Origin of the sequence: Ciceribacter sp. T2.26MG-112.2, assembly GCF_900492205.1 — a bacterium.
GTDB lineage: Bacteria > Pseudomonadota > Alphaproteobacteria > Rhizobiales > Rhizobiaceae > Allorhizobium > Allorhizobium naphthalenivorans_A.
On the sequence record NZ_UEYQ01000003.1, the window covers coordinates 411,060 to 430,051 of the forward strand.

30 protein-coding genes are annotated in these 18,992 nt (G+C 60.0%); 29 read left to right on the top strand and 1 reads right to left on the bottom strand.

All coding sequences use genetic code 11. From position 1 onward, the window contains the following. Positions 1 to 22 precede the first annotated feature (22 nt). The 29 genes from fusA (at position 23) to rplQ (ending at position 18,461) form a co-directional block, all read left to right on the top strand. Complete coding sequence (gene fusA, locus DYZ14_RS07710; RefSeq protein ID WP_154720128.1) at positions 23 to 2,122, top strand: elongation factor G; 2,100 nt, start codon at positions 23 to 25, stop codon at positions 2,120 to 2,122. A gap of 72 nt (positions 2,123 to 2,194) precedes the next feature. Then, positions 2,195 to 3,370: an elongation factor Tu gene (gene tuf, locus DYZ14_RS07715; RefSeq protein ID WP_154720129.1), complete on the top strand. Its 1,176-nt coding sequence runs from the start codon at positions 2,195 to 2,197 to the stop codon at positions 3,368 to 3,370. Between the two features lie 258 nt (positions 3,371 to 3,628). Next, positions 3,629 to 3,937 carry a 30S ribosomal protein S10 gene (gene rpsJ / locus DYZ14_RS07720; RefSeq protein WP_006728688.1) on the top strand — a complete coding sequence of 103 codons (309 nt, stop codon included), beginning with the start codon at positions 3,629 to 3,631 and terminating at the stop codon, positions 3,935 to 3,937. Positions 3,938 to 4,111: 174 nt separating this feature from the next. Further along, on the top strand, positions 4,112 to 4,753 hold the full coding sequence (rplC, locus tag DYZ14_RS07725; protein ID WP_154720130.1) for a 50S ribosomal protein L3: 642 nt from the start codon (positions 4,112 to 4,114) through the stop codon (positions 4,751 to 4,753). A 12-nt stretch (positions 4,754 to 4,765) separates the two neighbouring features. Further along, positions 4,766 to 5,386 (top strand): 50S ribosomal protein L4, encoded by a 621-nt coding sequence (rplD, locus tag DYZ14_RS07730; protein ID WP_115672063.1) that lies wholly within the window; start codon positions 4,766 to 4,768, stop codon positions 5,384 to 5,386. Then, the gene (locus DYZ14_RS07735) at positions 5,383 to 5,676 is read left to right on the top strand and encodes a 50S ribosomal protein L23 (RefSeq protein ID WP_115672064.1); all 294 of its coding nucleotides are present in this window, start codon (positions 5,383 to 5,385) and stop codon (positions 5,674 to 5,676) included. Before rplD ends, DYZ14_RS07735 begins: the two co-directional genes overlap by 4 nt. A gap of 17 nt (positions 5,677 to 5,693) precedes the next feature. Further along, positions 5,694 to 6,530, top strand: coding sequence for a 50S ribosomal protein L2 (gene rplB / locus DYZ14_RS07740; RefSeq protein ID WP_154720131.1), 837 nt, complete (start codon positions 5,694 to 5,696; stop codon positions 6,528 to 6,530). A gap of 16 nt (positions 6,531 to 6,546) precedes the next feature. Next, positions 6,547 to 6,825 carry a 30S ribosomal protein S19 gene (gene rpsS / locus DYZ14_RS07745; protein WP_028735901.1) on the top strand — a complete coding sequence of 93 codons (279 nt, stop codon included), beginning with the start codon at positions 6,547 to 6,549 and terminating at the stop codon, positions 6,823 to 6,825. Positions 6,826 to 6,827: 2 nt separating this feature from the next. Further along, positions 6,828 to 7,217 (top strand): 50S ribosomal protein L22, encoded by a 390-nt coding sequence (rplV, locus tag DYZ14_RS07750; protein ID WP_037172647.1) that lies wholly within the window; start codon positions 6,828 to 6,830, stop codon positions 7,215 to 7,217. Next, positions 7,217 to 7,951, top strand: coding sequence for a 30S ribosomal protein S3 (gene rpsC, locus DYZ14_RS07755; protein ID WP_115672066.1), 735 nt, complete (start codon positions 7,217 to 7,219; stop codon positions 7,949 to 7,951). The genes rplV and rpsC overlap by 1 nt, the downstream gene beginning before the upstream one ends. A 37-nt stretch (positions 7,952 to 7,988) precedes the next feature. Beyond that, the gene (gene rplP, locus DYZ14_RS07760; RefSeq protein WP_009109534.1) at positions 7,989 to 8,402 is read left to right on the top strand and encodes a 50S ribosomal protein L16; all 414 of its coding nucleotides are present in this window, start codon (positions 7,989 to 7,991) and stop codon (positions 8,400 to 8,402) included. A gap of 11 nt (positions 8,403 to 8,413) precedes the next feature. Beyond that, positions 8,414 to 8,614: a 50S ribosomal protein L29 gene (rpmC, locus tag DYZ14_RS07765; RefSeq protein ID WP_028735898.1), complete on the top strand. Its 201-nt coding sequence runs from the start codon at positions 8,414 to 8,416 to the stop codon at positions 8,612 to 8,614. Positions 8,615 to 8,628: 14 nt separating this feature from the next. Continuing rightward, the gene (gene rpsQ / locus DYZ14_RS07770) at positions 8,629 to 8,865 is read left to right on the top strand and encodes a 30S ribosomal protein S17 (RefSeq protein WP_045017083.1); all 237 of its coding nucleotides are present in this window, start codon (positions 8,629 to 8,631) and stop codon (positions 8,863 to 8,865) included. Between the two features lie 234 nt (positions 8,866 to 9,099). Further along, positions 9,100 to 9,468 (top strand): 50S ribosomal protein L14, encoded by a 369-nt coding sequence (gene rplN, locus DYZ14_RS07775; RefSeq protein ID WP_003495199.1) that lies wholly within the window; start codon positions 9,100 to 9,102, stop codon positions 9,466 to 9,468. A gap of 12 nt (positions 9,469 to 9,480) precedes the next feature. Then, positions 9,481 to 9,789, top strand: a complete 309-nt coding sequence (rplX, locus tag DYZ14_RS07780) for a 50S ribosomal protein L24 (RefSeq protein ID WP_115672100.1) — start codon at positions 9,481 to 9,483, stop codon at positions 9,787 to 9,789. Further along, positions 9,782 to 10,339, top strand: a complete 558-nt coding sequence (gene rplE, locus DYZ14_RS07785) for a 50S ribosomal protein L5 (RefSeq protein ID WP_115672067.1) — start codon at positions 9,782 to 9,784, stop codon at positions 10,337 to 10,339. Before rplX ends, rplE begins: the two co-directional genes overlap by 8 nt. Positions 10,340 to 10,372: 33 nt before the next feature. Continuing rightward, positions 10,373 to 10,678 (top strand): 30S ribosomal protein S14, encoded by a 306-nt coding sequence (rpsN, locus tag DYZ14_RS07790; RefSeq protein ID WP_115672068.1) that lies wholly within the window; start codon positions 10,373 to 10,375, stop codon positions 10,676 to 10,678. A 12-nt stretch (positions 10,679 to 10,690) separates the two neighbouring features. Further along, positions 10,691 to 11,089 carry a 30S ribosomal protein S8 gene (rpsH, locus tag DYZ14_RS07795; protein ID WP_115672069.1) on the top strand — a complete coding sequence of 133 codons (399 nt, stop codon included), beginning with the start codon at positions 10,691 to 10,693 and terminating at the stop codon, positions 11,087 to 11,089. A 42-nt stretch (positions 11,090 to 11,131) separates the two neighbouring features. After that, the gene (rplF, locus tag DYZ14_RS07800; RefSeq protein WP_154720132.1) at positions 11,132 to 11,665 is read left to right on the top strand and encodes a 50S ribosomal protein L6; all 534 of its coding nucleotides are present in this window, start codon (positions 11,132 to 11,134) and stop codon (positions 11,663 to 11,665) included. A gap of 12 nt (positions 11,666 to 11,677) precedes the next feature. After that, positions 11,678 to 12,040: a 50S ribosomal protein L18 gene (gene rplR / locus DYZ14_RS07805; protein ID WP_154720133.1), complete on the top strand. Its 363-nt coding sequence runs from the start codon at positions 11,678 to 11,680 to the stop codon at positions 12,038 to 12,040. Between the two features lie 140 nt (positions 12,041 to 12,180). Next, entirely contained in the window at positions 12,181 to 12,750 is a 570-nt protein-coding gene (rpsE, locus tag DYZ14_RS07810; protein ID WP_154720134.1) for a 30S ribosomal protein S5, read from the top strand. A gap of 14 nt (positions 12,751 to 12,764) precedes the next feature. Beyond that, positions 12,765 to 12,974: a 50S ribosomal protein L30 gene (gene rpmD, locus DYZ14_RS07815; protein WP_054158113.1), complete on the top strand. Its 210-nt coding sequence runs from the start codon at positions 12,765 to 12,767 to the stop codon at positions 12,972 to 12,974. Between the two features lie 16 nt (positions 12,975 to 12,990). Next, positions 12,991 to 13,470: a 50S ribosomal protein L15 gene (gene rplO / locus DYZ14_RS07820; protein ID WP_154720135.1), complete on the top strand. Its 480-nt coding sequence runs from the start codon at positions 12,991 to 12,993 to the stop codon at positions 13,468 to 13,470. Between the two features lie 232 nt (positions 13,471 to 13,702). Next, positions 13,703 to 15,043, top strand: coding sequence for a preprotein translocase subunit SecY (gene secY / locus DYZ14_RS07825; protein WP_154720136.1), 1,341 nt, complete (start codon positions 13,703 to 13,705; stop codon positions 15,041 to 15,043). Continuing rightward, positions 15,040 to 15,690: an adenylate kinase gene (locus tag DYZ14_RS07830; protein WP_154720137.1), complete on the top strand. Its 651-nt coding sequence runs from the start codon at positions 15,040 to 15,042 to the stop codon at positions 15,688 to 15,690. Before secY ends, DYZ14_RS07830 begins: the two co-directional genes overlap by 4 nt. A gap of 229 nt (positions 15,691 to 15,919) precedes the next feature. Then, positions 15,920 to 16,288, top strand: coding sequence for a 30S ribosomal protein S13 (gene rpsM / locus DYZ14_RS07835; protein ID WP_115672076.1), 369 nt, complete (start codon positions 15,920 to 15,922; stop codon positions 16,286 to 16,288). Positions 16,289 to 16,421: 133 nt separating this feature from the next. Then, complete coding sequence (rpsK, locus tag DYZ14_RS07840) at positions 16,422 to 16,811, top strand: 30S ribosomal protein S11 (RefSeq protein ID WP_028735884.1); 390 nt, start codon at positions 16,422 to 16,424, stop codon at positions 16,809 to 16,811. Between the two features lie 95 nt (positions 16,812 to 16,906). Further along, entirely contained in the window at positions 16,907 to 17,917 is a 1,011-nt protein-coding gene (locus tag DYZ14_RS07845) for a DNA-directed RNA polymerase subunit alpha (RefSeq protein WP_154720138.1), read from the top strand. Between the two features lie 121 nt (positions 17,918 to 18,038). Then, the gene (gene rplQ, locus DYZ14_RS07850; RefSeq protein WP_028735882.1) at positions 18,039 to 18,461 is read left to right on the top strand and encodes a 50S ribosomal protein L17; all 423 of its coding nucleotides are present in this window, start codon (positions 18,039 to 18,041) and stop codon (positions 18,459 to 18,461) included. A 61-nt stretch (positions 18,462 to 18,522) separates the two neighbouring features. Here the strand turns inward: rplQ and DYZ14_RS07855 are convergent, their stop codons facing one another. Further along, entirely contained in the window at positions 18,523 to 18,936 is a 414-nt protein-coding gene (locus tag DYZ14_RS07855; RefSeq protein WP_154720139.1) for a ribosomal maturation YjgA family protein, read from the bottom strand. Positions 18,937 to 18,992: the final 56 nt, after the last annotated feature.

The window sequence follows — 18,992 nt, forward strand, 5'->3', positions numbered from 1 at the left end:
GAATATTGAAAGGCAGTCCACAATGGCTCGCGAATATAAAATCGAAGACTACCGCAACTTCGGCATCATGGCGCATATCGACGCCGGCAAGACGACGACCACCGAGCGTATTCTCTATTACACCGGTAAGTCTCACAAGATCGGCGAAGTGCACGACGGCGCTGCCACCATGGACTGGATGGAGCAGGAGCAGGAACGCGGCATCACCATCACCTCCGCTGCCACCACGACCTTCTGGAAGGGTCGCGACGGCAAGATGCGCCGCTTCAACATCATCGACACCCCCGGCCACGTCGACTTCACCATCGAAGTCGAGCGTTCGCTGCGCGTTCTCGACGGTGCGATCGCTCTGCTCGACGCCAATGCCGGCGTTGAGCCGCAGACGGAAACCGTCTGGCGCCAGGCCGAGAAGTATCATGTTCCGCGCATGATCTTCTGCAACAAGATGGACAAGACCGGTGCGGACTTCTACCGCTCGGTGGAAATGATCAAGACCCGTCTTGGCGCAACCGCCGTCGTCATGCAGCTGCCGATCGGTGCTGAATCCGATTTCAAGGGCGTCGTCGACCTGATCGAGATGAACGCTCTGGTCTGGCGCGACGAATCGCTCGGCGCCGCCTGGGATGTCGTCGAGATCCCGGACGACCTGAAGGAAAAGGCCGAGGAATATCGCGAAAAGCTGATCGAGACGGTTGTCGAAGTCGACGAACAGGCGATGGAAGACTACCTCAACGGCATTATGCCGGACAATGAGAAGATCCGTTCGCTCGTTCGCCGTGGCACCATCGACGTGAAGTTCCACCCGATGTTCTGCGGTACCGCCTTCAAGAACAAGGGCGTGCAGCCTCTGCTCGACGCCGTTGTCGAATACCTGCCTTCGCCGCTGGACATTCCGGCCATCAAGGGTGTCGACTTCAAGACCGAAGCCGAAATCGAGCGTCATGCCGATGACAGCGAGCCGCTCGCCATGCTCGCCTTCAAGATCATGAACGACCCCTTCGTCGGTTCACTGACCTTTGCTCGTATCTATTCCGGCAAGCTCGAAAAGGGCGTTTCGGTTCTGAATACGGTCAAGGACAAGCGCGAGCGCGTCGGCCGCATGCTGCAGATGCATTCCAACAGCCGTGAAGACATCGAAGAAGCCTTCTCGGGCGACATCGTGGCTCTGGCCGGCCTCAAGGAAACCACCACCGGCGACACGCTCTGCGATCCGCTGAAGCCGGTTATCCTCGAGCGCATGGAATTCCCGGAACCGGTCATCCAGATCGCGATCGAGCCGAAGTCCAAGGGCGACCAGGAAAAGATGGGCCTCGCGCTCAACCGTCTGGCAGCCGAAGACCCGTCGTTCCGCGTCAAGACCGACCAGGAATCCGGCCAGACGATCATTGCCGGCATGGGCGAACTTCACCTCGACATTCTCGTCGACCGCATGCGTCGCGAGTTCAAGGTTGAAGCCAACGTCGGTGCTCCGCAGGTTGCCTACCGCGAAACCATCACGCGTCAGCACGAAGAAGACTACACCCACAAGAAGCAGTCGGGTGGTACCGGTCAGTTCGCGCGCGTCAAGCTCGTGTTCGAACCGAACCCGGACGGCGACGAGTTCAAGTTCGAATCGAAGATCGTCGGTGGTGCTGTTCCGAAGGAATACATCCCAGGTGTTCAGAAGGGTATCGAAAGCGTTCTGTCTTCGGGTCCGCTCGCGGGCTTCCCGATGCTCGGCGTCAAGGCAACCCTGATCGACGGCGCTTACCACGACGTCGACTCCTCGGTCCTCGCCTTCGAAATCGCCTCGCGTGCTTGCTTCCGTGAAGCAGCCAAGAAGGCCGGCGCTCAGCTCCTCGAGCCGATGATGAAGGTCGAAGTGGTGACCCCGGAAGATTACGTCGGCGACGTCATCGGCGACCTGAACTCCCGCCGTGGCCAGATCCAGGGCCAGGAACAGCGCGGCATTGCGATCGTGATCAACGCTCACGTACCGCTGGCCAACATGTTCAAGTATGTCGACAACCTGCGCTCGATGAGCCAGGGCCGCGCCCAGTACTCGATGGTGTTCGATCACTACTCGCCGGTACCGAGCAACGTCGCAGCTGAAATCCAGGCAAAGTATTCCGGTCAGAAGTGATCGGAATACAATCCAAGCCTTAAAGACTAAACGGAATTTCCCGCAAGCGGGACCAAGAATGGAGAGCCGAAAATGGCAAAGAGTAAGTTTGAGCGCAATAAGCCGCACGTCAACATCGGTACGATCGGCCACGTCGACCATGGCAAGACGTCCCTGACGGCAGCGATCACCAAGTACTTCGGTGAATTCAAGGCCTATGACCAGATCGACGCGGCACCGGAAGAAAAGGCCCGCGGCATCACCATTTCGACGGCGCACGTCGAATATGAGACGGCGAACCGCCACTACGCCCACGTCGACTGCCCCGGCCACGCCGACTACGTCAAGAACATGATCACCGGTGCTGCCCAGATGGACGGCGCGATCCTGGTTTGCTCGGCTGCCGACGGCCCGATGCCGCAGACCCGCGAGCACATCCTGCTCGCCCGTCAGGTCGGCGTTCCGGCAATCGTCGTGTTCCTCAACAAGGTCGACCAGGTTGACGACGCCGAGCTTCTCGAACTCGTCGAGCTGGAAATGCGCGAACTCCTGTCGTCCTACGATTTCCCGGGCGACGAAATCCCGATCATCAAGGGTTCGGCTCTGGCTGCTCTCGAAGACAGCAACAAGACGATCGGCGAAGATGCCGTTCGCGAGCTGATGGCCGCCGTTGACGCCTACATCCCGACGCCTGAGCGTCCGATCGACCAGCCCTTCCTGATGCCGATCGAAGACGTGTTCTCGATCTCGGGCCGTGGCACGGTCGTGACCGGCCGCGTCGAGCGTGGCATCGTCAAGGTCGGCGAAGAAGTCGAGATCGTCGGCATTCGTCCGACCACCAAGACGACGGTGACCGGCGTTGAAATGTTCCGCAAGCTGCTCGACCAGGGCCAGGCCGGCGACAACATCGGCGCTCTGATCCGCGGCGTTGCCCGTGACGGCGTCGAGCGTGGTCAGATCCTGTGCAAGCCGGGTTCGGTCAAGCCGCACAAGAAGTTCAAGGCCGAAGCCTACATCCTGACGAAGGAAGAAGGCGGCCGTCATACGCCGTTCTTCACCAACTACCGTCCGCAGTTCTACTTCCGCACCACCGACGTGACGGGCATCGTCTCGCTTCCGGAAGGCACGGAAATGGTCATGCCGGGCGACAACGTCACGGTTGAAGTCGAACTGATCGTGCCGATCGCCATGGAAGAAAAGCTGCGCTTCGCCATCCGCGAAGGCGGCCGCACCGTCGGCGCCGGCATCGTCGCCTCGATCATCGAGTAATCGATTGACGAATTGCCGGCGGCAGTGTATGTCGCCGGCCAGAACAGAGTCGGATGGTGATTTGCATCATCCGATTGTTGCGCTGCATTTTCCGATCAGCTCTTGCGATCGGGGCGGGCAGGGCACCTCATGCTTTATAAGTGACAGGGACGCCCCGCGGTGTCCCTGTGATTTTTGAAAATCAGGGGCCGGCCAGCAATTCGTAATTCACTGTCTCTGCGCATGCGGGACGCAAGAAAAGAAACAAGGATAAGTCGAATGAACGGCCAGAATATCCGCATCCGCCTCAAGGCGTTTGATCACCGGGTTCTCGATGCCTCTACGCGGGAGATCGTCTCGACCGCAAAGCGCACCGGTGCAAGCGTTCGCGGCCCGGTACCGCTCCCGACCCGCATTGAAAAGTTCACCGTCAACCGGTCGCCCCACGTCGACAAGAAGAGCCGTGAACAGTTCGAGATGCGCACCCATAAGCGCCTGCTCGACATCGTTGATCCGACCCCGCAGACCGTTGACGCTCTGATGAAGCTCGACCTGGCTGCCGGCGTAGACGTCGAGATCAAGCTCTAAGAAAAAGATTCCGGCGAGAGCCGAAATAACAAGGAAGGTACGTGGCAAGACCTGCCAACGACTTCTCGAAACGGGAAACCTGATAGTCCGGAAGGGCTTGAATGGAATCCTTAAACAAAGAGGCAAGCTTCGGGTTCTTCGGAACCTGGCGCGACTCTCAAGAGGAATGAACCAATGCGTTCAGGTGTGATTGCACAGAAAGTGGGAATGACCCGCGTCTACAACGACGCCGGCGAGCATATCCCCGTAACAGTTCTGCGTCTGGATAACGTACAGGTCGTTGCCCAGCGTACGACCGAGAGGAACGGCTATGTCGCCGTGCAGCTCGGCGCCGGCCAGGCAAAGGTCAAGAATACGTCGAAGGCCATGCGCGGCAATTTTGCCGCGGCCAGCGTCGAGCCGAAGGCGAAGCTCGTCGAGTTCCGCGTCTCGGAAGAAAACCTCATCGACGTCGGCACCCAGCTCACCGCCGGCCATTTTGCCGCTGGCCAGCTGGTCGACGTGACCGGCACGACCATCGGTAAGGGTTTTGCCGGCGCCATCAAGCGCCATAACTTCGGCGGCCTGCGTGCAACGCACGGCGTGTCGGTATCGCACCGTTCGCACGGTTCGACCGGTTCCAACCAGGATCCGGGTCGCGTGTGGAAGGGCAAGCGCATGGCCGGTCACATGGGCCAGACCCGCGTCACCACCCAGAATCTGGAAGTCGTTTCGACCGATGAAGATCGCGGTCTGATCCTTGTGAAGGGTGCCGTTCCCGGCTCCAAGGGTTCCTGGATCATCGTGCGCGACGCCGTCAAGTCGGCAGCGAAGTAAGGGAGCCACACCATGGAATTGAACGTCACGACCCTCGAGGGCAAAGACGCCGGCAAGGTTTCCCTGTCGGATGCGATCTTCGGTCTCGATCCGCGCGAGGACATTCTCGCCCGCATGATCCGCTACCAGCTCGCCAACAAGCGCCAGGGTACGCACAAGACCAAGACCCGTGCGGAAGTTTCCCGCACCGGCGCCAAGATGTACAAGCAGAAGGGCACCGGCCGCGCGCGTCACCATTCGGCACGCGCTCCGCAGTTCCGCGGCGGCGGCAAGGCTCATGGCCCGGTTGTTCGCAGCCACGCCCATGATCTGCCGAAGAAGGTTCGCGCCCTGGCCCTGCGTCATGCGCTCTCGGCCAAGCTCAAGTCGGAAGACCTGATCATCGTCGATCAGCTGACGGCTGCCGAAGCCAAGACCAAGGCTCTGGTCGGCAACTTCGCCACCCTCGGCCTCACCAATGCTCTGGTCATCGGCGGCGCCGAGATCGACAGCAACTTCAAGCTCGCAGCGGCAAACATCCCGAACATCGATGTTCTGCCGGTTCAGGGCATCAACGTTTACGACATCCTGCGTCGCGGCAAGCTCGTGCTTTCCAAGGCTGCGGTTGAAGCTCTGGAGGAGCGGTTCAAATGACTGATCTTCGCCACTACGATGTGATCGTCTCTCCGTCGATCACGGAAAAGTCGACCATGGTATCCGAACAGAACCAGGTTGTCTTCAACGTCGCCAAGGGTGCCAGCAAGCCGGAAATCAAGGCTGCTGTCGAAGCGCTCTTCGGTGTCAAGGTCACCGCTGTGAACACGCTGGTCCGCAAGGGCAAGGTAAAGCGTTTCCGCGGCTTCGCCGGCAAGCAGAAGGACGTCAAGAAGGCGATCATCACGCTCGCCGAAGGTCAGTCCATCGACGTGTCGACGGGCGTCTGAGGTAGGGAACAAGAACAATGGCATTGAAACATTTCAATCCGATCACGCCGAGCCAGCGCCAGCTCGTCATCGTCGACCGCTCCAGCCTCTACAAGGGCAAGCCGGTCAAGGCGCTGACGGAAGGTCTGTCCAAGAGCGGTGGCCGTAACAACCTCGGCCGCATCACCGCCCGCTTCATCGGCGGTGGTCACAAGCGCACCTACCGTCTGGTCGACTTCAAGCGTCGCAAGTTCGAAGTCGAAGGCACCGTCGAGCGTCTGGAATACGACCCGAACCGCACCGCGTTCATCGCTCTGGTGAGCTATGCCGACGGCGAGCAGGCCTATATCCTGGCGCCGCAGCGTCTCGCCGCCGGTGACAAGGTCATCGCGTCTGAGAAGGCTGTCGACGTCAAGCCCGGCAACGCCATGCCGCTGCAGTACATCCCGGTCGGCTCGATCGTGCACAACGTCGAAATGAAGCCGGGCAAGGGCGGTCAGATCGCTCGCTCTGCAGGCACCTATGTCCAGCTGGTCGGCCGCGATGCAGGCATGGCAATCCTTCGCCTGAACTCCGGCGAACAGCGTCTGGTCCCCGGCTCCTGCCTGGCCACCATCGGCGCCGTTTCCAACCCGGACCACGGCAACATCAACGACGGTAAGGCCGGTCGTACCCGCTGGCGTGGCAAGACCCCGCACAACCGCGGTGTCGTCATGAACCCGGTCGACCACCCGCACGGTGGTGGTGAAGGCCGCACCTCCGGTGGCCGCCACCCGGTTTCGCCGTGGGGCAAGCCGACCAAGGGCAAGCGGACTCGCTCGAACAAGTCGACCGACAAGTTCATCATGCGCTCCCGCCACCTGAAGAAGAAGTAAGAGAGGTTAGTCAGAAATGGCTCGTTCAGTATGGAAAGGCCCGTTTGTTGACGGCTATCTTCTCAAGAAGGCTGAGAAGGTTCGTGAGGGCGGTCGTAGCGAAGTGATCAAGATCTGGAGCCGTCGCTCCACGATCCTGCCGCAGTTCGTCGGTCTCACCTTCGGCGTCTACAACGGCAGCAAGCATGTTCCGGTCAGCGTCAACGAAGACATGGTCGGACATAAGTTCGGTGAATTCTCTCCGACCCGGACCTATTACGGTCACGGTGCGGACAAGAAGGCGAAGAGGAAGTAACAATGGGCAAGGCAAAAGCCGAACGTCGGCTGAAGGACAACGAGGCGCAAGCTGTTGCGCGCACGATCCGCGTCAGCCCGCAGAAGCTCAACCTGGTTGCCGCGCTGATCCGCGGCAAGAAGGTCGAGCGCGCGCTCGCCGACTTGGAATTCTCCCGCAAGCGCATCGCCGGCACGGTTCGCAAGACCCTGGAATCGGCGATCGCAAACGCCGAGAACAACCATGATCTCGACGTCGACCAGCTGATCGTGGCGGAAGCCTATGTCGGCAAGTCGATCACCATGAAGCGTTTCCACGCTCGTGGCCGTGGCCGCGCATCGCGCATCGAAAAGCCGTTCTCGCACCTCACCATCGTTGTGCGCGAAGTCGAAGCCAATGGGGAGGCCGCATAATGGGTCAGAAAATCAATCCGATCGGTTTCCGTCTCGGCATCAACCGCACCTGGGACAGCCGTTGGTTCGCCGACAATGCCGAATACGGCAAGCTGCTCCACGAGGATCTGAAGATCCGCGCTTACCTGATGGAAGAGCTGAAGCAGGCTGGTATCGCCAAGGTGGTCATCGAGCGTCCGCACAAGAAGTGCCGCGTCACGATCCACTCGGCTCGTCCGGGTCTGATCATCGGCAAGAAGGGCGCAGACATCGAGAAGCTTCGCAAGAAGCTCTCGGAGATGACCAACTCCGAAACGCACCTCAACATTGTTGAAGTGCGCAAGCCGGAAGTCGACGCAACGCTCGTTGCCCAGTCGATCACCCAGCAGCTGGAGCGTCGTATCGCGTTCCGTCGCGCCATGAAGCGCGCCGTGCAGTCGGCCATGCGTCTGGGTGCCGAAGGCATCAAGATCACCTGCGCCGGCCGTCTCGGCGGTGCCGAAATCGCGCGTACCGAATGGTATCGCGAAGGTCGCGTTCCGCTTCATACGCTCCGCGCCGACATCGACTACGGCACGGCTGAAGCCGAAACCGCTTATGGCATCTGCGGCGTCAAGGTCTGGATCTTCAAGGGCGAAATCCTTGAGCACGATCCGATGGCCTCCGAGCGTCGCGCTCTCGATAGCGATGCCCAGGGTCCCGCAAGCCGTGGCGATCGTGGCGATCGTGGCGATCGTCGCCGCGAAAACGCTTGATTGACGCTGGCGAAAGATAAGTTCGGAGAATAAGAAAATGTTGCAGCCAAAGCGTACAAAGTACCGCAAGCAGTTCAAGGGCCGCATCAAGGGTGTTGCCAAGGGCGGTTTCGACCTGGCATTCGGCGAGTTCGGTCTCAAGTCTCTTGAGCCGAACCGCGTCAACGCCCGCGAAATTGAAGCTGCTCGTCGTGCGATCACCCGCTACATGAAGCGTGCTGGCCGTGTCTGGATCCGGGTATTCCCCGACGTTCCGGTTACCGCCAAGCCGACCGAAGTGCGTATGGGTAAGGGTAAGGGTTCGGTCGAGTACTGGGCCTGCAAGGTCAAGCCCGGCCGTATGATGTTCGAGATCGACGGCGTGTCCGAGGAGATCGCCCGGGAGGCGCTTCGTCTCGGCTCGGCCAAGCTCTCGGTCAAGACGCGCTTCGTTCAGCGCATTGCAGAGTGAGGATCAAGCCCATGAAAGCCGCAGACGTTCGCGCCATGAGCGCCGATCAATTGAATGACGAGCTTGCCAAGCTGAAGAAGGAGCAGTTCAACCTGCGCTTCCAGAAGGCGACCGGCCAGCTCGAAAAGTCTTCGCGTATCCAGGAAGTCCGTCGTGACATCGCACGCGTGAAAACCATTGCCCGCCAGAAGGCGGCAGAAGCCAAGGCCTAAAGGACCAGAAAATTATGCCTAAACGCATTCTGCAGGGCGTCGTTGTCTCCGACAAGAACGAAAAGACCGTTGTTGTCCGCGTCGAGCGTCGATTCGCTCATCCGCTGCTTCAGAAGACCGTTCGCCGGTCGAAGAAGTACAAGGCTCACGACGAGAACAACCAGTACAAGGTTGGTGACGTGGTTTCCATCGAGGAATGCGCACCGATCTCCAAGGACAAGCGCTGGACGGTGGTATCCGCCCACGCTTAATTTTATAGAGTTTTGCGCCTGGCCCTTGCGCCAGACGCAGAAATCTGTATGAAGCAGGCCATTGGCGCAGGAACGCTCCGGCAACGGGCGTTCTTTTGCTTTGAGCGCACGGAAGGTCCCTCTACGGGAAACCACCCTGGCAAGTTCTTTCCGCGCGACATTCGAAATTACTCATAAGCCGGGATAGGGGGCTTCCAGCCCAACCGTTTCGGTACAACAAGAAGGCGACCTGACATGATTCAGATGCAGACTAACCTCGACGTGGCGGATAATTCCGGCGCACGTCGTGTCATGTGCATCAAGGTGCTGGGCGGCTCCAAGCGCAAATATGCTTCTGTCGGCGACATCATCGTCGTCTCGATCAAGGAAGCTATTCCGCGCGGCCGCGTGAAGAAGGGTGACGTGATGAAGGCGGTTGTCGTGCGCACCGCCAAGGACATCCGTCGCGCCGACGGCAGCGTCATCCGCTTCGATAACAACGCAGCTGTTCTTATCGACAACAAGAAAGAGCCGATCGGCACCCGTATCTTCGGACCGGTTCCGCGCGAACTTCGCGCCAAGAACCACATGAAGATCATCTCGCTGGCTCCGGAAGTACTGTAAGGAGCCATGGCGATGCAAAAGATCCGCAAGGGCGACAAGGTCGTCGTATTGACCGGTAAGGACAAGGGCCGCACCGGTGAAGTCATTCAAGTGATGCCGAAGGAAGATCGCGCGGTTGTGCGTGGCGTGAACATGGTGAAGCGTCACCAGCGCCAGACCCAGACCGCCGAAGCCGGCATCATCAACAAGGAAGCCTCCATCCACCTGTCCAACCTCGCTGTCGCTGACACGGACGGCAAGCCGACCCGCGTCGGTTTCAAGGTCGTCGAGGGCAAGAAGGTGCGTGTGGCCAAGCGTTCGGGAGATGTGATCGATGGCTGATGCAAAGTATGAGCCGCGGCTCAAGCAGGAATATGTCTCCCGCATCCGCAAGGCGCTGCAGGAGCAGTTCAACTTCTCGAACGAGATGCAGATCCCGAAGCTCGACAAGATCGTGATCAACATGGGCGTCGGTGAAGCGACCGCTGATTCGAAGAAGCCCACCGTGGCTGCTGCCGACCTGGCCGCGATTGCCGGTCAGAAGCCGGTCATCACCCGCGCCCGTAACTCGATCGCCGGCTTCAAGTTGCGGGAGAACATGCCGATCGGCGCAAAGGTCACCCTGCGCGGCGCTCGCATGTATGAGTTCCTGGACCGTCTGATCAACATCGCGCTTCCGCGCGTTCGCGACTTTAGGGGCCTGAACCCGAAGTCCTTCGATGGCCGTGGCAACTTCGCCATGGGCATCAAGGAACACATTGTGTTCCCTGAGATCAACTACGACAAGGTTGATCAGATGTGGGGCATGGACATCATCGTTTGCACGACGGCAAACTCGGACGACGAAGCTCGGGCTCTCCTGAAAGAGTTCAACTTCCCCTTCCGTCAGTAACCGTAACGACGAGCGTAGAAGAGGAACTTCCATATGGCGAAGACCAGCGCAGTTGAAAAGAACAAGCGCCGCCGCAAGATCGTTGCCAGCCAGGCTGCCAAGCGGGCTGGCCTCAAGGCGATCATCATGAACCAGTCGCTTTCGATCGAAGACCGGTTCAAGGCAACCCTTAAGCTGGCAGAACTGCCGCGCGATGGCTCCAAGACCCGTATTCGCAACCGTTGCGAAGTCACCGGTCGCCCGCGTGCGTTCTACCGCAAGCTCAAGATGTCGCGTATCGCGCTTCGCGAGCTGGGCAATACCGGCAAGGTGCCGGGCATTGTCAAGTCGAGCTGGTAAGGAGACGGACAAATGACGATGACTGATCCGTTGGGCGATATGCTCACCCGTATCCGCAATGGCGCCGCACGCCGCAAGAGCTCGGTTTCGACCCCGGCCTCCAACCTTCGTGCACGCGTTCTCGATGTCCTTCAGGCTGAAGGCTACATCCGCGGTTATTCCGAAGTTAAGTACGACAATGGCAAGGCCGAACTGCAGATCGAACTGAAGTACTACGAAGGTGCTTCGGTCATCCGCGAAATCGGCCGCGTCTCCAAGCCGGGCCGCCGAGTTTATGTCTCGGTCAAGTCCATCCCGCAGGTCGCGAACGGCCTCGGCATTACGATCCTTTCGACTCCGAAGGGTGTAATGGCCGATCACCAGGCTCGCGAACAGAATGTTGGTGGCGAGGTTCTTTGCTCGGTCTTCTAAGACTGAGCAAGGATCTCCCTAGCGAACAGACAGGATCAAGACATGTCTCGTATCGGTAAAAAGCCCGTTCCGGTTCCTGCAGGGATCACGGCCGTCGTCGACGGCCAGAAGGTGACTGCAAAGGGCCCGAAGGGCGAACTCTTCTTCGTCGCGAATGACGAAATCTCGGTCGCGCTCGAAGACAACGCCGTTGTCGTCATGCCGCGTAACGAGTCCAAGGATGCTCGGTCCAAGTGGGGCATGTCCCGCACGATGGTCGAGAACATCTTCAAGGGCGTCAAGGACGGTTTCGAGCGCAAGCTCGAGATCAACGGCGTCGGTTACCGCGCTTCTCTGCAGGGCAAGAACCTGCAGCTGGCCCTCGGCTTCAGCCACGATGTGGTCTATGAGCCGCCGGTCGGTATCTCGATCGCGGTTCCGAAGCCGACTGAAATCATCGTCTCCGGCATCAACAAGCAGCAGGTCGGTCAGGTCGCTGCTGAGATCCGCGAATATCGCGGCCCCGAGCCCTACAAGGGCAAGGGTGTGAAGTATGCCGAAGAGCGGATCGTCCGCAAAGAAGGCAAGAAGAAGTAAGGAACGCGCGAAATGGCAAGCAGGAAAGAAGCACTTGTACGTCGTGCCAATCGCGTGCGGCGTCAGATCAAGGCGGTGGCCAATGGCCGTCCGCGTCTGTCGGTACATCGCTCGTCGAAGAACATCTACGCTCAGATCATCGACGATGTCGCAGGCCGCACTTTGGCCGCAGCATCGACCCTCGATACCGATCTGCGCTCGGGCCTGAAGACCGGCGCCGACACCGCTGCAGCTGCAGCGGTCGGCAAGCTGGTTGCCGAGCGTGCCGTCAAGGCCGGCGTCAAGGAAGTTGTTTTCGACCGTGGCGCATTCATCTACCACGGCCGCATCAAGGCCCTGGCGGAAGCTGCCCGCGAAGGCGGTCTGAACTTCTAAGAAATGCCGCCCGGGCTTGCGTCCGGGCGGATTTCCGGCTTATTGCCGGACACTCCCGGATTCGCGTCCATGCCCGAAGGGCAGGGCGGAATTATACGTAATCTGCCGATTGCACCCGGAAAAGAAAAAGGAAAAGGACAATGGCACAAGAAAAGCGTGGTTCGCGGGATGACCGTCAGAACCGTGAAGAACGCGATAGCGAATTCGTCGACAAGCTGGTCGCGATCAACCGCGTCGCCAAGGTAGTCAAGGGCGGCCGTCGTTTCGGCTTTGCAGCCCTCGTCGTCGTCGGCGACCAGAAGGGCCGCGTTGGTTTCGGACACGGCAAGGCACGCGAAGTGCCGGAAGCCATCCGCAAGGCGACCGAAGCTGCCAAGCGCGAGCTGATCTTCGTACCGCTGCGCGACGGCCGTACGCTCCACCATGACGTCAACGGTCGCCATGGCGCCGGCAAGGTTCTGCTGCGCTCGGCCAAGGCCGGTACCGGCATCATCGCCGGTGGTCCGATGCGCGCCGTGTTCGAAACGCTCGGCATGCATGACGTCGTCGCCAAGTCGACCGGCTCTTCGAACCCGTACAACATGGTTCGCGCCACATTCGACGCCCTGAAGCACCAGGTGCATCCGAAGGACATTGCAGCTCAGCGCGGCCTGAAATTCGCCACGCTCCAGGCTCGCCGTGCCGCTTCCGGCAATGCCTCTGAAGAATAAGAGGAGTCTGATCCATGGCCAAGGCTACGAAGAAGACTGAAGCAAAGACGGTTACGATCGAACAGATCGGCAGCCCCATTCGCCGTCCGGCTGTCCAGCGCGCAACGCTGGTTGGTCTGGGCCTCAACAAGATGCACCGGGTCCGCACCCTGGAAGATACGCCTTCCGTTCGTGGCATGATCCGTGCTGTCCAGCATCTCGTTCGCGTCGTCGACGAGAAGTGAGACGGAGGGAACCATCATGAAACTGAATGAAATCAAGGACAACGAAGGCGCCTCCAAGGACCGTATCCGCGTTGGTCGCGGTATCGGTTCCGGCAAGGGCAAGACCGGTGGCCGCGGCGTCAAGGGTCAGAAGGCTCGTTCGGGCGTTGCGATCAACGGCTTCGAGGGCGGCCAGATGCCGATCTATCGTCGTCTGCCGAAGCGCGGCTTCAACAACATCTTCAAGTCGGAATACGCCACCGTTTCGCTCGGCCGTATCCAGACCGCGATCGATGCCAAGAAGCTCGACCCGAAGGCAACGATCGATGCTGCTGCGCTCAAGGCAGCCGGCGTCATCCGTCGTGCCAAGGACGGCGTTCGTGTTCTCTCGGGTGGCGAACTGACCACCAAGGTGACCCTCGAGGTTGCCGGCGCGTCGAAGACCGCCGTCGAGAAGATCGAAAAGGCCGGCGGCTCGATCAAGCAGCTCGCCGCTGCTGTCGAGGCCTCTGAATAAGTCTTGAATAGATCGCCCGGGGTGCTTCACACCGGGCGATTTTGCTCCCATATGTGAGCCTCACGATCCCAGGACGGAATGACGTCGTTTCGTCTTCCGGGATATTCTGGAAAACAAGGGTGAGGCATGCGATTGCCGCGCAATCTCTCCGACGCCCCGTTTTCTTAAAAACATTGGACGATAGCCACCGGTCCGGCATATTTGCCGCGGTTTTGGTTTTGCGGAGAATTTCATGGCTTCGGCAGCGGAACAATTGGCCTCGAATCTCAATTTCTCGACCTTCGCCAAGGCGGAGGATCTGAAGAAGCGTCTGTGGTTCACGCTGGCCGCCTTGCTTGTCTATCGCCTGGGCACCCACATTCCGCTGCCCGGCCTCAACCCCGAAGCCTATGCGGCGGCCTTCCAGGGCCAGTCGGGCGGCATTCTCGGCCTCTTCAACATGTTCTCCGGCGGCGCCGTCGAGCGCATGGCGATTTTTGCCCTGGGCATCATGCCCTATATCTCTGCCTCGATCATCGTTCAGCTGATGACCTCGGTCGTCCCGACGCTCGAGAACCTCAAGAAAGAGGGCGAGCAGGGTCGCAAGATCATCAACCAGTACACCCGCTACGGCACCGTACTGCTTGGCACGCTCCAGGCCTATGGCATTGCCGTCGGTCTGGAAAGCGGGCAGGGCATGGTGGCCGATCCGGGCTGGTTCTTCCGCATTTCGACCGTCGTCACGCTGCTGGGCGGCACCATGTTCCTGATGTGGCTCGGCGAGCAGATCACCTCGCGCGGCATCGGCAACGGCATTTCGCTGATCATCTTCGCCGGCATTGCCGCCGGTCTGCCGACCGCGCTTGCCCACACGCTCGATCTTGGCCGTACCGGTGCGCTCTCGACCGTGATCATCCTCACGGTGATTCTCGTGGCGATCGGCGTCATTGCCCTGATCGTCTTCGTTGAGCGCGCCCAGCGCCGCCTGCTGATCCAGTATCCGAAGCGCCAGGTTGGCAACCGCATGTTCCAGGGCGACACCTCGCACCTGCCGCTGAAGCTAAACACCTCGGGCGTCATTCCCGCCATCTTCGCTTCGTCGCTGCTGCTTCTGCCGGCCACGGCCGCGGGCTTTGCCGGCACTTCGACGCTGCCGGCCTGGGCGACGACGATCGTCTCGGCGCTCGGCCATGGTCAGCCGCTCTACATGGCGCTCTATGGTGCGCTGATCGCCTTCTTCGCCTTCTTCTACACGGCTATCGTCTTCAATCCGAAGGACACGGCCGACAATCTGAAGAAGCACGGCGGCTTCATCCCGGGCATCCGTCCGGGCGAGCGGACCGCGGAATACATCGACTACGTCCTGACCCGCATCACCGTGGTCGGCGCGCTCTACCTCGTCTTCGTCTGTATCCTTCCCGAGATGCTGGTTGCCCAGACGGGCATTCCATTAGCCCTTGGTGGTACTTCGCTTTTGATTGTTGTCAGCGTTACCCTTGATACTGTAGCACAGATCCAGGGTCACCTGATTGCCCAGCAATATGAGGGCCTGATCAAGAAGTCGAAGTTGCGTGGAGGAAAGAGGGGACGATGAGACTTATCCTTTTGGGGCCGCCGGGCGCGGGGAAGGGCACCCAGGCCCAGCGTATTGTCGAGAAGTACGGTATTCCGCAGCTCTCCACCGGTGACATGCTCCGCGCTGCGGTCAGCGCCGGCACGGATGTCGGGAAGCGCGCCAAGGCGGTGATGGATGCGGGTAATCTCGTATCCGACGATATCGTCAATGCCATCGTGTCGGAGCGGATCGATCAGCCGGATTGCGCCAAGGGGTTTATTCTCGATGGTTACCCGCGCACGCTCGTTCAGGCCGATTCGGTCGAGGCGATGCTTTCGGCCAAGGGGATCAAGCTCGACGTCGTGATCGAGCTTCAGGTCAATGATTCGGTCCTCGTCGACCGCGTCTCGGGCCGCTACACCTGCGCCAAGTGCGGCACCGGCTACCACGACCGGCTGCAGAAGCCGAAGGCCGAGGGTGTTTGCGACAAGTGTGGTTCGACGGAATTCAAGCGTCGTCCGGATGACAATGCCGAGACGATGACCACGCGGCTTCAGGACTACTACAAGAAGACCTCGCCGCTGATCGGCTACTACTATGCCAAGGGCATCCTGAAGTCCGTGGACGGCATGGCCGAGATCGACGCCGTCACGGCGGACATAGAAGCTGTACTCGCCAAGCTCTGAGCCTGGCGGGACATTTCAAGAATCTTCGCGGGACCGGTTGCTTTCAGCAACTGATTCCGCTAAATAGCGCGCCAACTCGCGGCAATTATGCGATCGGCGCGTTCTTCCTTCGGGAAGACCGGGTTCGATCGTTTTGACTTGTTGAGAACCTTATTTGTAATTGCGGCCCGAAAGGCCGTGTAACGAGACACCACTTGCCGGATGGCAACTGGAAGCAAGGAGAATAGGCGTGGCACGTATCGCTGGCGTCAACATCCCGACCGCGAAGCGCGTAGTTATTGCGCTGACCTACATTCACGGGATTGGTCCGAAATTCGCTGCTGAAATCGTCGAGAAGGTCGGTATTCCGGCTGAGCGTCGCGTTCATCAGCTCACGGATGCCGAAGTTCTGGCAATCCGCGAAACCATCGACCGCGATTACCAGGTCGAGGGCGATCTTCGTCGCGATACCGCGATGAATATCAAGCGCCTCATGGACCTCGGTTGCTACCGTGGCCTGCGCCATCGTCGCGGCCTTCCGGTTCGTGGTCAGCGCACCCACACCAATGCCCGCACCCGCAAGGGCCCGGCAAAGGCGATCGCTGGTAAGAAGAAGTAATTTCCGGATCTTCCGGGATGGAAGGCTGGCGCGTCAGTGCCGGCCTTCTTTGAGTTTGGTAAGGGGCTGTCTTGGCCCTTTCCGGTGTAGCCGCTGGAACTACGGCGGTGTTTAGATCAACGAAAGGGACATCATGGCCAAGGAAGCCACCCGCATTCGCCGTCGCGAACGCAAAAATATCTCGTCGGGCGTTGCCCACGTCAACTCGACGTTCAACAACACCATGATCACCATCACCGACGCGCAGGGCAATGCCATTGCCTGGTCGTCGGCCGGCGCCAAGGGCTTCAAGGGTTCGCGCAAGTCGACCCCGTTCGCCGCACAGATCGCCGCTGAAGATGCTGCCAAGAAGGCGCAGGAACACGGCATGAAGTCGCTCGAAGTGGAAGTTTGCGGTCCGGGTTCGGGTCGTGAATCCGCTCTGCGCGCTCTGCAGGCTGCGGGTTTCATGATCACCTCGATCCGCGACGTGACCCCGATCCCGCACAATGGTTGCCGCCCGCGCAAGAAGCGTCGCGTCTGATCATCTTTCATCCCGCCGATGAGCGCTGAGGCGCTCCTCTCGGTGTTAGCTCGGTAGCCACGATTGGATGGTGGCGACGAACGGAAGGTAAAATAATGATTCAGAAGAATTGGCAGGAACTGATCAAGCCGAACAAGGTCGAGTTCACCTCGTCCGGCCGCACCAAGGCGACCCTCGTCGCCGAGCCGCTGGAACGCGGTTTCGGCCTGACGCTCGGCAACGCGCTGCGTCGCGTGCTGTTGTCGTCGCTGCGTGGTGGTGCCGTCACCGCCGTGCAGATCGACGGCGTGCTGCACGAGTTCTCGTCGATCCCGGGCGTCCGGGAAGACGTGACCGACATCGTGCTCAACATCAAGGAAATCGCCATCAAGATGGACGGCGATGATCCGAAGCGCATGGTCGTGCGCAAGCAGGGTCCGGGCGTCGTGACCGCCGGTGACATCCAGACGGTTGGCGATATCGAAATCCTCAACCCGAACCATGTTATCTGCACCCTCGACGAGGGCGCTGAAATCCGCATGGAATTCACCGTCGCCAACGGCAAGGGCTATGTTCCGGCCGAGCGCAATCGTGCGGAAGATGCTCCCATCGGCCTCATCCCGGTCGACAGCCTGTATTCGCCGGTCAAGAAAGTGTCCTACAAGGTGGAAAACACCCGCGAAGGCCAGGTTCTCGACTACGACAAGCTGACGATGACCATCGAGACCGACGGTTCGATCACCGGTGAAGATGCTGTCGCCTTCGCGGCCCGCATTCTCCAGGACCAGCTCGGCGTCTTCGTCAATTTCGACGAGCCGCAGAAGGAAGTCGAAGAGGAAGCCGTCACCGAACTCGCGTTCAACCCGGCCCTCCTCAAGAAGGTCGACGAGCTCGAGCTTTCGGTCCGTTCGGCCAACTGCCTGAAGAACGACAACATCGTCTATATCGGCGACCTCATTCAGAAGACCGAAGCAGAAATGCTCCGCACTCCGAACTTTGGCCGCAAGTCGCTGAACGAAATCAAGGAAGTTCTCGCTTCCATGGGCCTGCACCTCGGCATGGAAGTGCCCGCATGGCCGCCCGAGAACATCGAAGATCTCGCCAAGCGCTACGAAGACCAATACTAAGAAACAAGAAAGGCAGGTTTACCTCTGCCTTTTCCAGTCAAACTGCAGGCGGATGCCTGTATGTGTCAGGAAACGGCAGGGCGCCGCATAAAGCGCGAGCCTGCGTAGAAGGAGAATAGCAATGCGCCACCAGAAAGCCGGTCGCAAGCTGAACCGTACCGCCAGCCATCGTAAGGCGATGTTCGCCAACATGGCTGCTTCGCTCATCACCCATGAGCAGATCGTCACCACCCTGCCGAAGGCGAAGGAAATTCGCCCGATCGTCGAAAAGCTCGTCACGCTGGGCAAGCGCGGCGACCTGCACGCTCGTCGTCAGGCCATCTCGCAGATCCGCGACCTTGACGCCGTCAAGAAGCTGTTCGACGCCATCGCTTCGCGCTACGCCACCCGCAACGGCGGCTACCTGCGCATCATGAAGGCCGGCTTCCGCCAGGGCGACAATGCCGCCATGGCCGTCATCGAATTCGTCGAGCGCGACGTCGATGCCAAGGGCGCAGCCGACAAGGCCCGCGTCGCCGCCGAAGCCGAAGCTGAAGCAGCGTAAGGTTCTTCCCGCAAGGGAATGCGATTAAGAAGCCGGGTGAGCGATCACCCGGCTTTTTTCGTCAGGGGCGTTGCTGGCGGGTCGTCAGAACGTGGTCGACCGTCGCGGCGGCGGCGATCCCGGACAGATAGGCAACGATGTTCCAGACGGAGAAGATTCGCCCGAGCAGCAGCGCCCCGGCGAGCGTCAGGCGGAATTCGTCGAGCCATGGCGTGTGGTAGAGCCTCAGAAGTTCGGCCGCGACCGCGATCATCACCGAGATGAAGAGCTGCAGCCTCGGGCGGTCGGGCAGGATCACCGTCACGAGCAGATAGACCATCACTCCCCAGAGCAGCGAGCCGCCGTATTTCACAAAGCCATAAGGCAGGCCGACTTCATAGCCGGTGAGACGCAGGGTGACGCCGATCACGATCACCGCAATCGCGGCGGCAAATCGTTTTAGTCGATCTGGGGATATTGCCTTCATTTTGTCCATCCGCTCCTTCTAACTGGAGTATAGGGACAGGCAAGTGCGGAGCGAGTGGAGCGACA

Coding starts and splice junctions, on each gene's coding strand:
- rpsC (WP_115672066.1), top strand. CDS start 7,217: ATGGGTCAGAAAATCAATCCGATCGGTTTCCGTCTCGGCATCAACCGC.
- rplV (WP_037172647.1), top strand. CDS start 6,828: ATGGGCAAGGCAAAAGCCGAACGTCGGCTGAAGGACAACGAGGCGCAA.
- rplX (WP_115672100.1), top strand. CDS start 9,481: ATGCAAAAGATCCGCAAGGGCGACAAGGTCGTCGTATTGACCGGTAAG.
- DYZ14_RS07830 (WP_154720137.1), top strand. CDS start 15,040: ATGAGACTTATCCTTTTGGGGCCGCCGGGCGCGGGGAAGGGCACCCAG.
- fusA (WP_154720128.1), top strand. CDS start 23: ATGGCTCGCGAATATAAAATCGAAGACTACCGCAACTTCGGCATCATG.
- rpsQ (WP_045017083.1), top strand. CDS start 8,629: ATGCCTAAACGCATTCTGCAGGGCGTCGTTGTCTCCGACAAGAACGAA.
- rpsH (WP_115672069.1), top strand. CDS start 10,691: ATGACGATGACTGATCCGTTGGGCGATATGCTCACCCGTATCCGCAAT.
- rplD (WP_115672063.1), top strand. CDS start 4,766: ATGGAATTGAACGTCACGACCCTCGAGGGCAAAGACGCCGGCAAGGTT.
- rplO (WP_154720135.1), top strand. CDS start 12,991: ATGAAACTGAATGAAATCAAGGACAACGAAGGCGCCTCCAAGGACCGT.
- DYZ14_RS07855 (WP_154720139.1), bottom strand. CDS start 18,936: ATGGACAAAATGAAGGCAATATCCCCAGATCGACTAAAACGATTTGCC.
- rpmD (WP_054158113.1), top strand. CDS start 12,765: ATGGCCAAGGCTACGAAGAAGACTGAAGCAAAGACGGTTACGATCGAA.
- secY (WP_154720136.1), top strand. CDS start 13,703: ATGGCTTCGGCAGCGGAACAATTGGCCTCGAATCTCAATTTCTCGACC.
- rpmC (WP_028735898.1), top strand. CDS start 8,414: ATGAAAGCCGCAGACGTTCGCGCCATGAGCGCCGATCAATTGAATGAC.
- rpsE (WP_154720134.1), top strand. CDS start 12,181: ATGGCACAAGAAAAGCGTGGTTCGCGGGATGACCGTCAGAACCGTGAA.
- rpsN (WP_115672068.1), top strand. CDS start 10,373: ATGGCGAAGACCAGCGCAGTTGAAAAGAACAAGCGCCGCCGCAAGATC.
- rplF (WP_154720132.1), top strand. CDS start 11,132: ATGTCTCGTATCGGTAAAAAGCCCGTTCCGGTTCCTGCAGGGATCACG.
- rplC (WP_154720130.1), top strand. CDS start 4,112: ATGCGTTCAGGTGTGATTGCACAGAAAGTGGGAATGACCCGCGTCTAC.
- rpsS (WP_028735901.1), top strand. CDS start 6,547: ATGGCTCGTTCAGTATGGAAAGGCCCGTTTGTTGACGGCTATCTTCTC.
- rplB (WP_154720131.1), top strand. CDS start 5,694: ATGGCATTGAAACATTTCAATCCGATCACGCCGAGCCAGCGCCAGCTC.
- rplN (WP_003495199.1), top strand. CDS start 9,100: ATGATTCAGATGCAGACTAACCTCGACGTGGCGGATAATTCCGGCGCA.
- rpsJ (WP_006728688.1), top strand. CDS start 3,629: ATGAACGGCCAGAATATCCGCATCCGCCTCAAGGCGTTTGATCACCGG.
- rpsK (WP_028735884.1), top strand. CDS start 16,422: ATGGCCAAGGAAGCCACCCGCATTCGCCGTCGCGAACGCAAAAATATC.
- rplE (WP_115672067.1), top strand. CDS start 9,782: ATGGCTGATGCAAAGTATGAGCCGCGGCTCAAGCAGGAATATGTCTCC.
- rplP (WP_009109534.1), top strand. CDS start 7,989: ATGTTGCAGCCAAAGCGTACAAAGTACCGCAAGCAGTTCAAGGGCCGC.
- rplQ (WP_028735882.1), top strand. CDS start 18,039: ATGCGCCACCAGAAAGCCGGTCGCAAGCTGAACCGTACCGCCAGCCAT.
- tuf (WP_154720129.1), top strand. CDS start 2,195: ATGGCAAAGAGTAAGTTTGAGCGCAATAAGCCGCACGTCAACATCGGT.
- DYZ14_RS07735 (WP_115672064.1), top strand. CDS start 5,383: ATGACTGATCTTCGCCACTACGATGTGATCGTCTCTCCGTCGATCACG.
- DYZ14_RS07845 (WP_154720138.1), top strand. CDS start 16,907: ATGATTCAGAAGAATTGGCAGGAACTGATCAAGCCGAACAAGGTCGAG.
- rplR (WP_154720133.1), top strand. CDS start 11,678: ATGGCAAGCAGGAAAGAAGCACTTGTACGTCGTGCCAATCGCGTGCGG.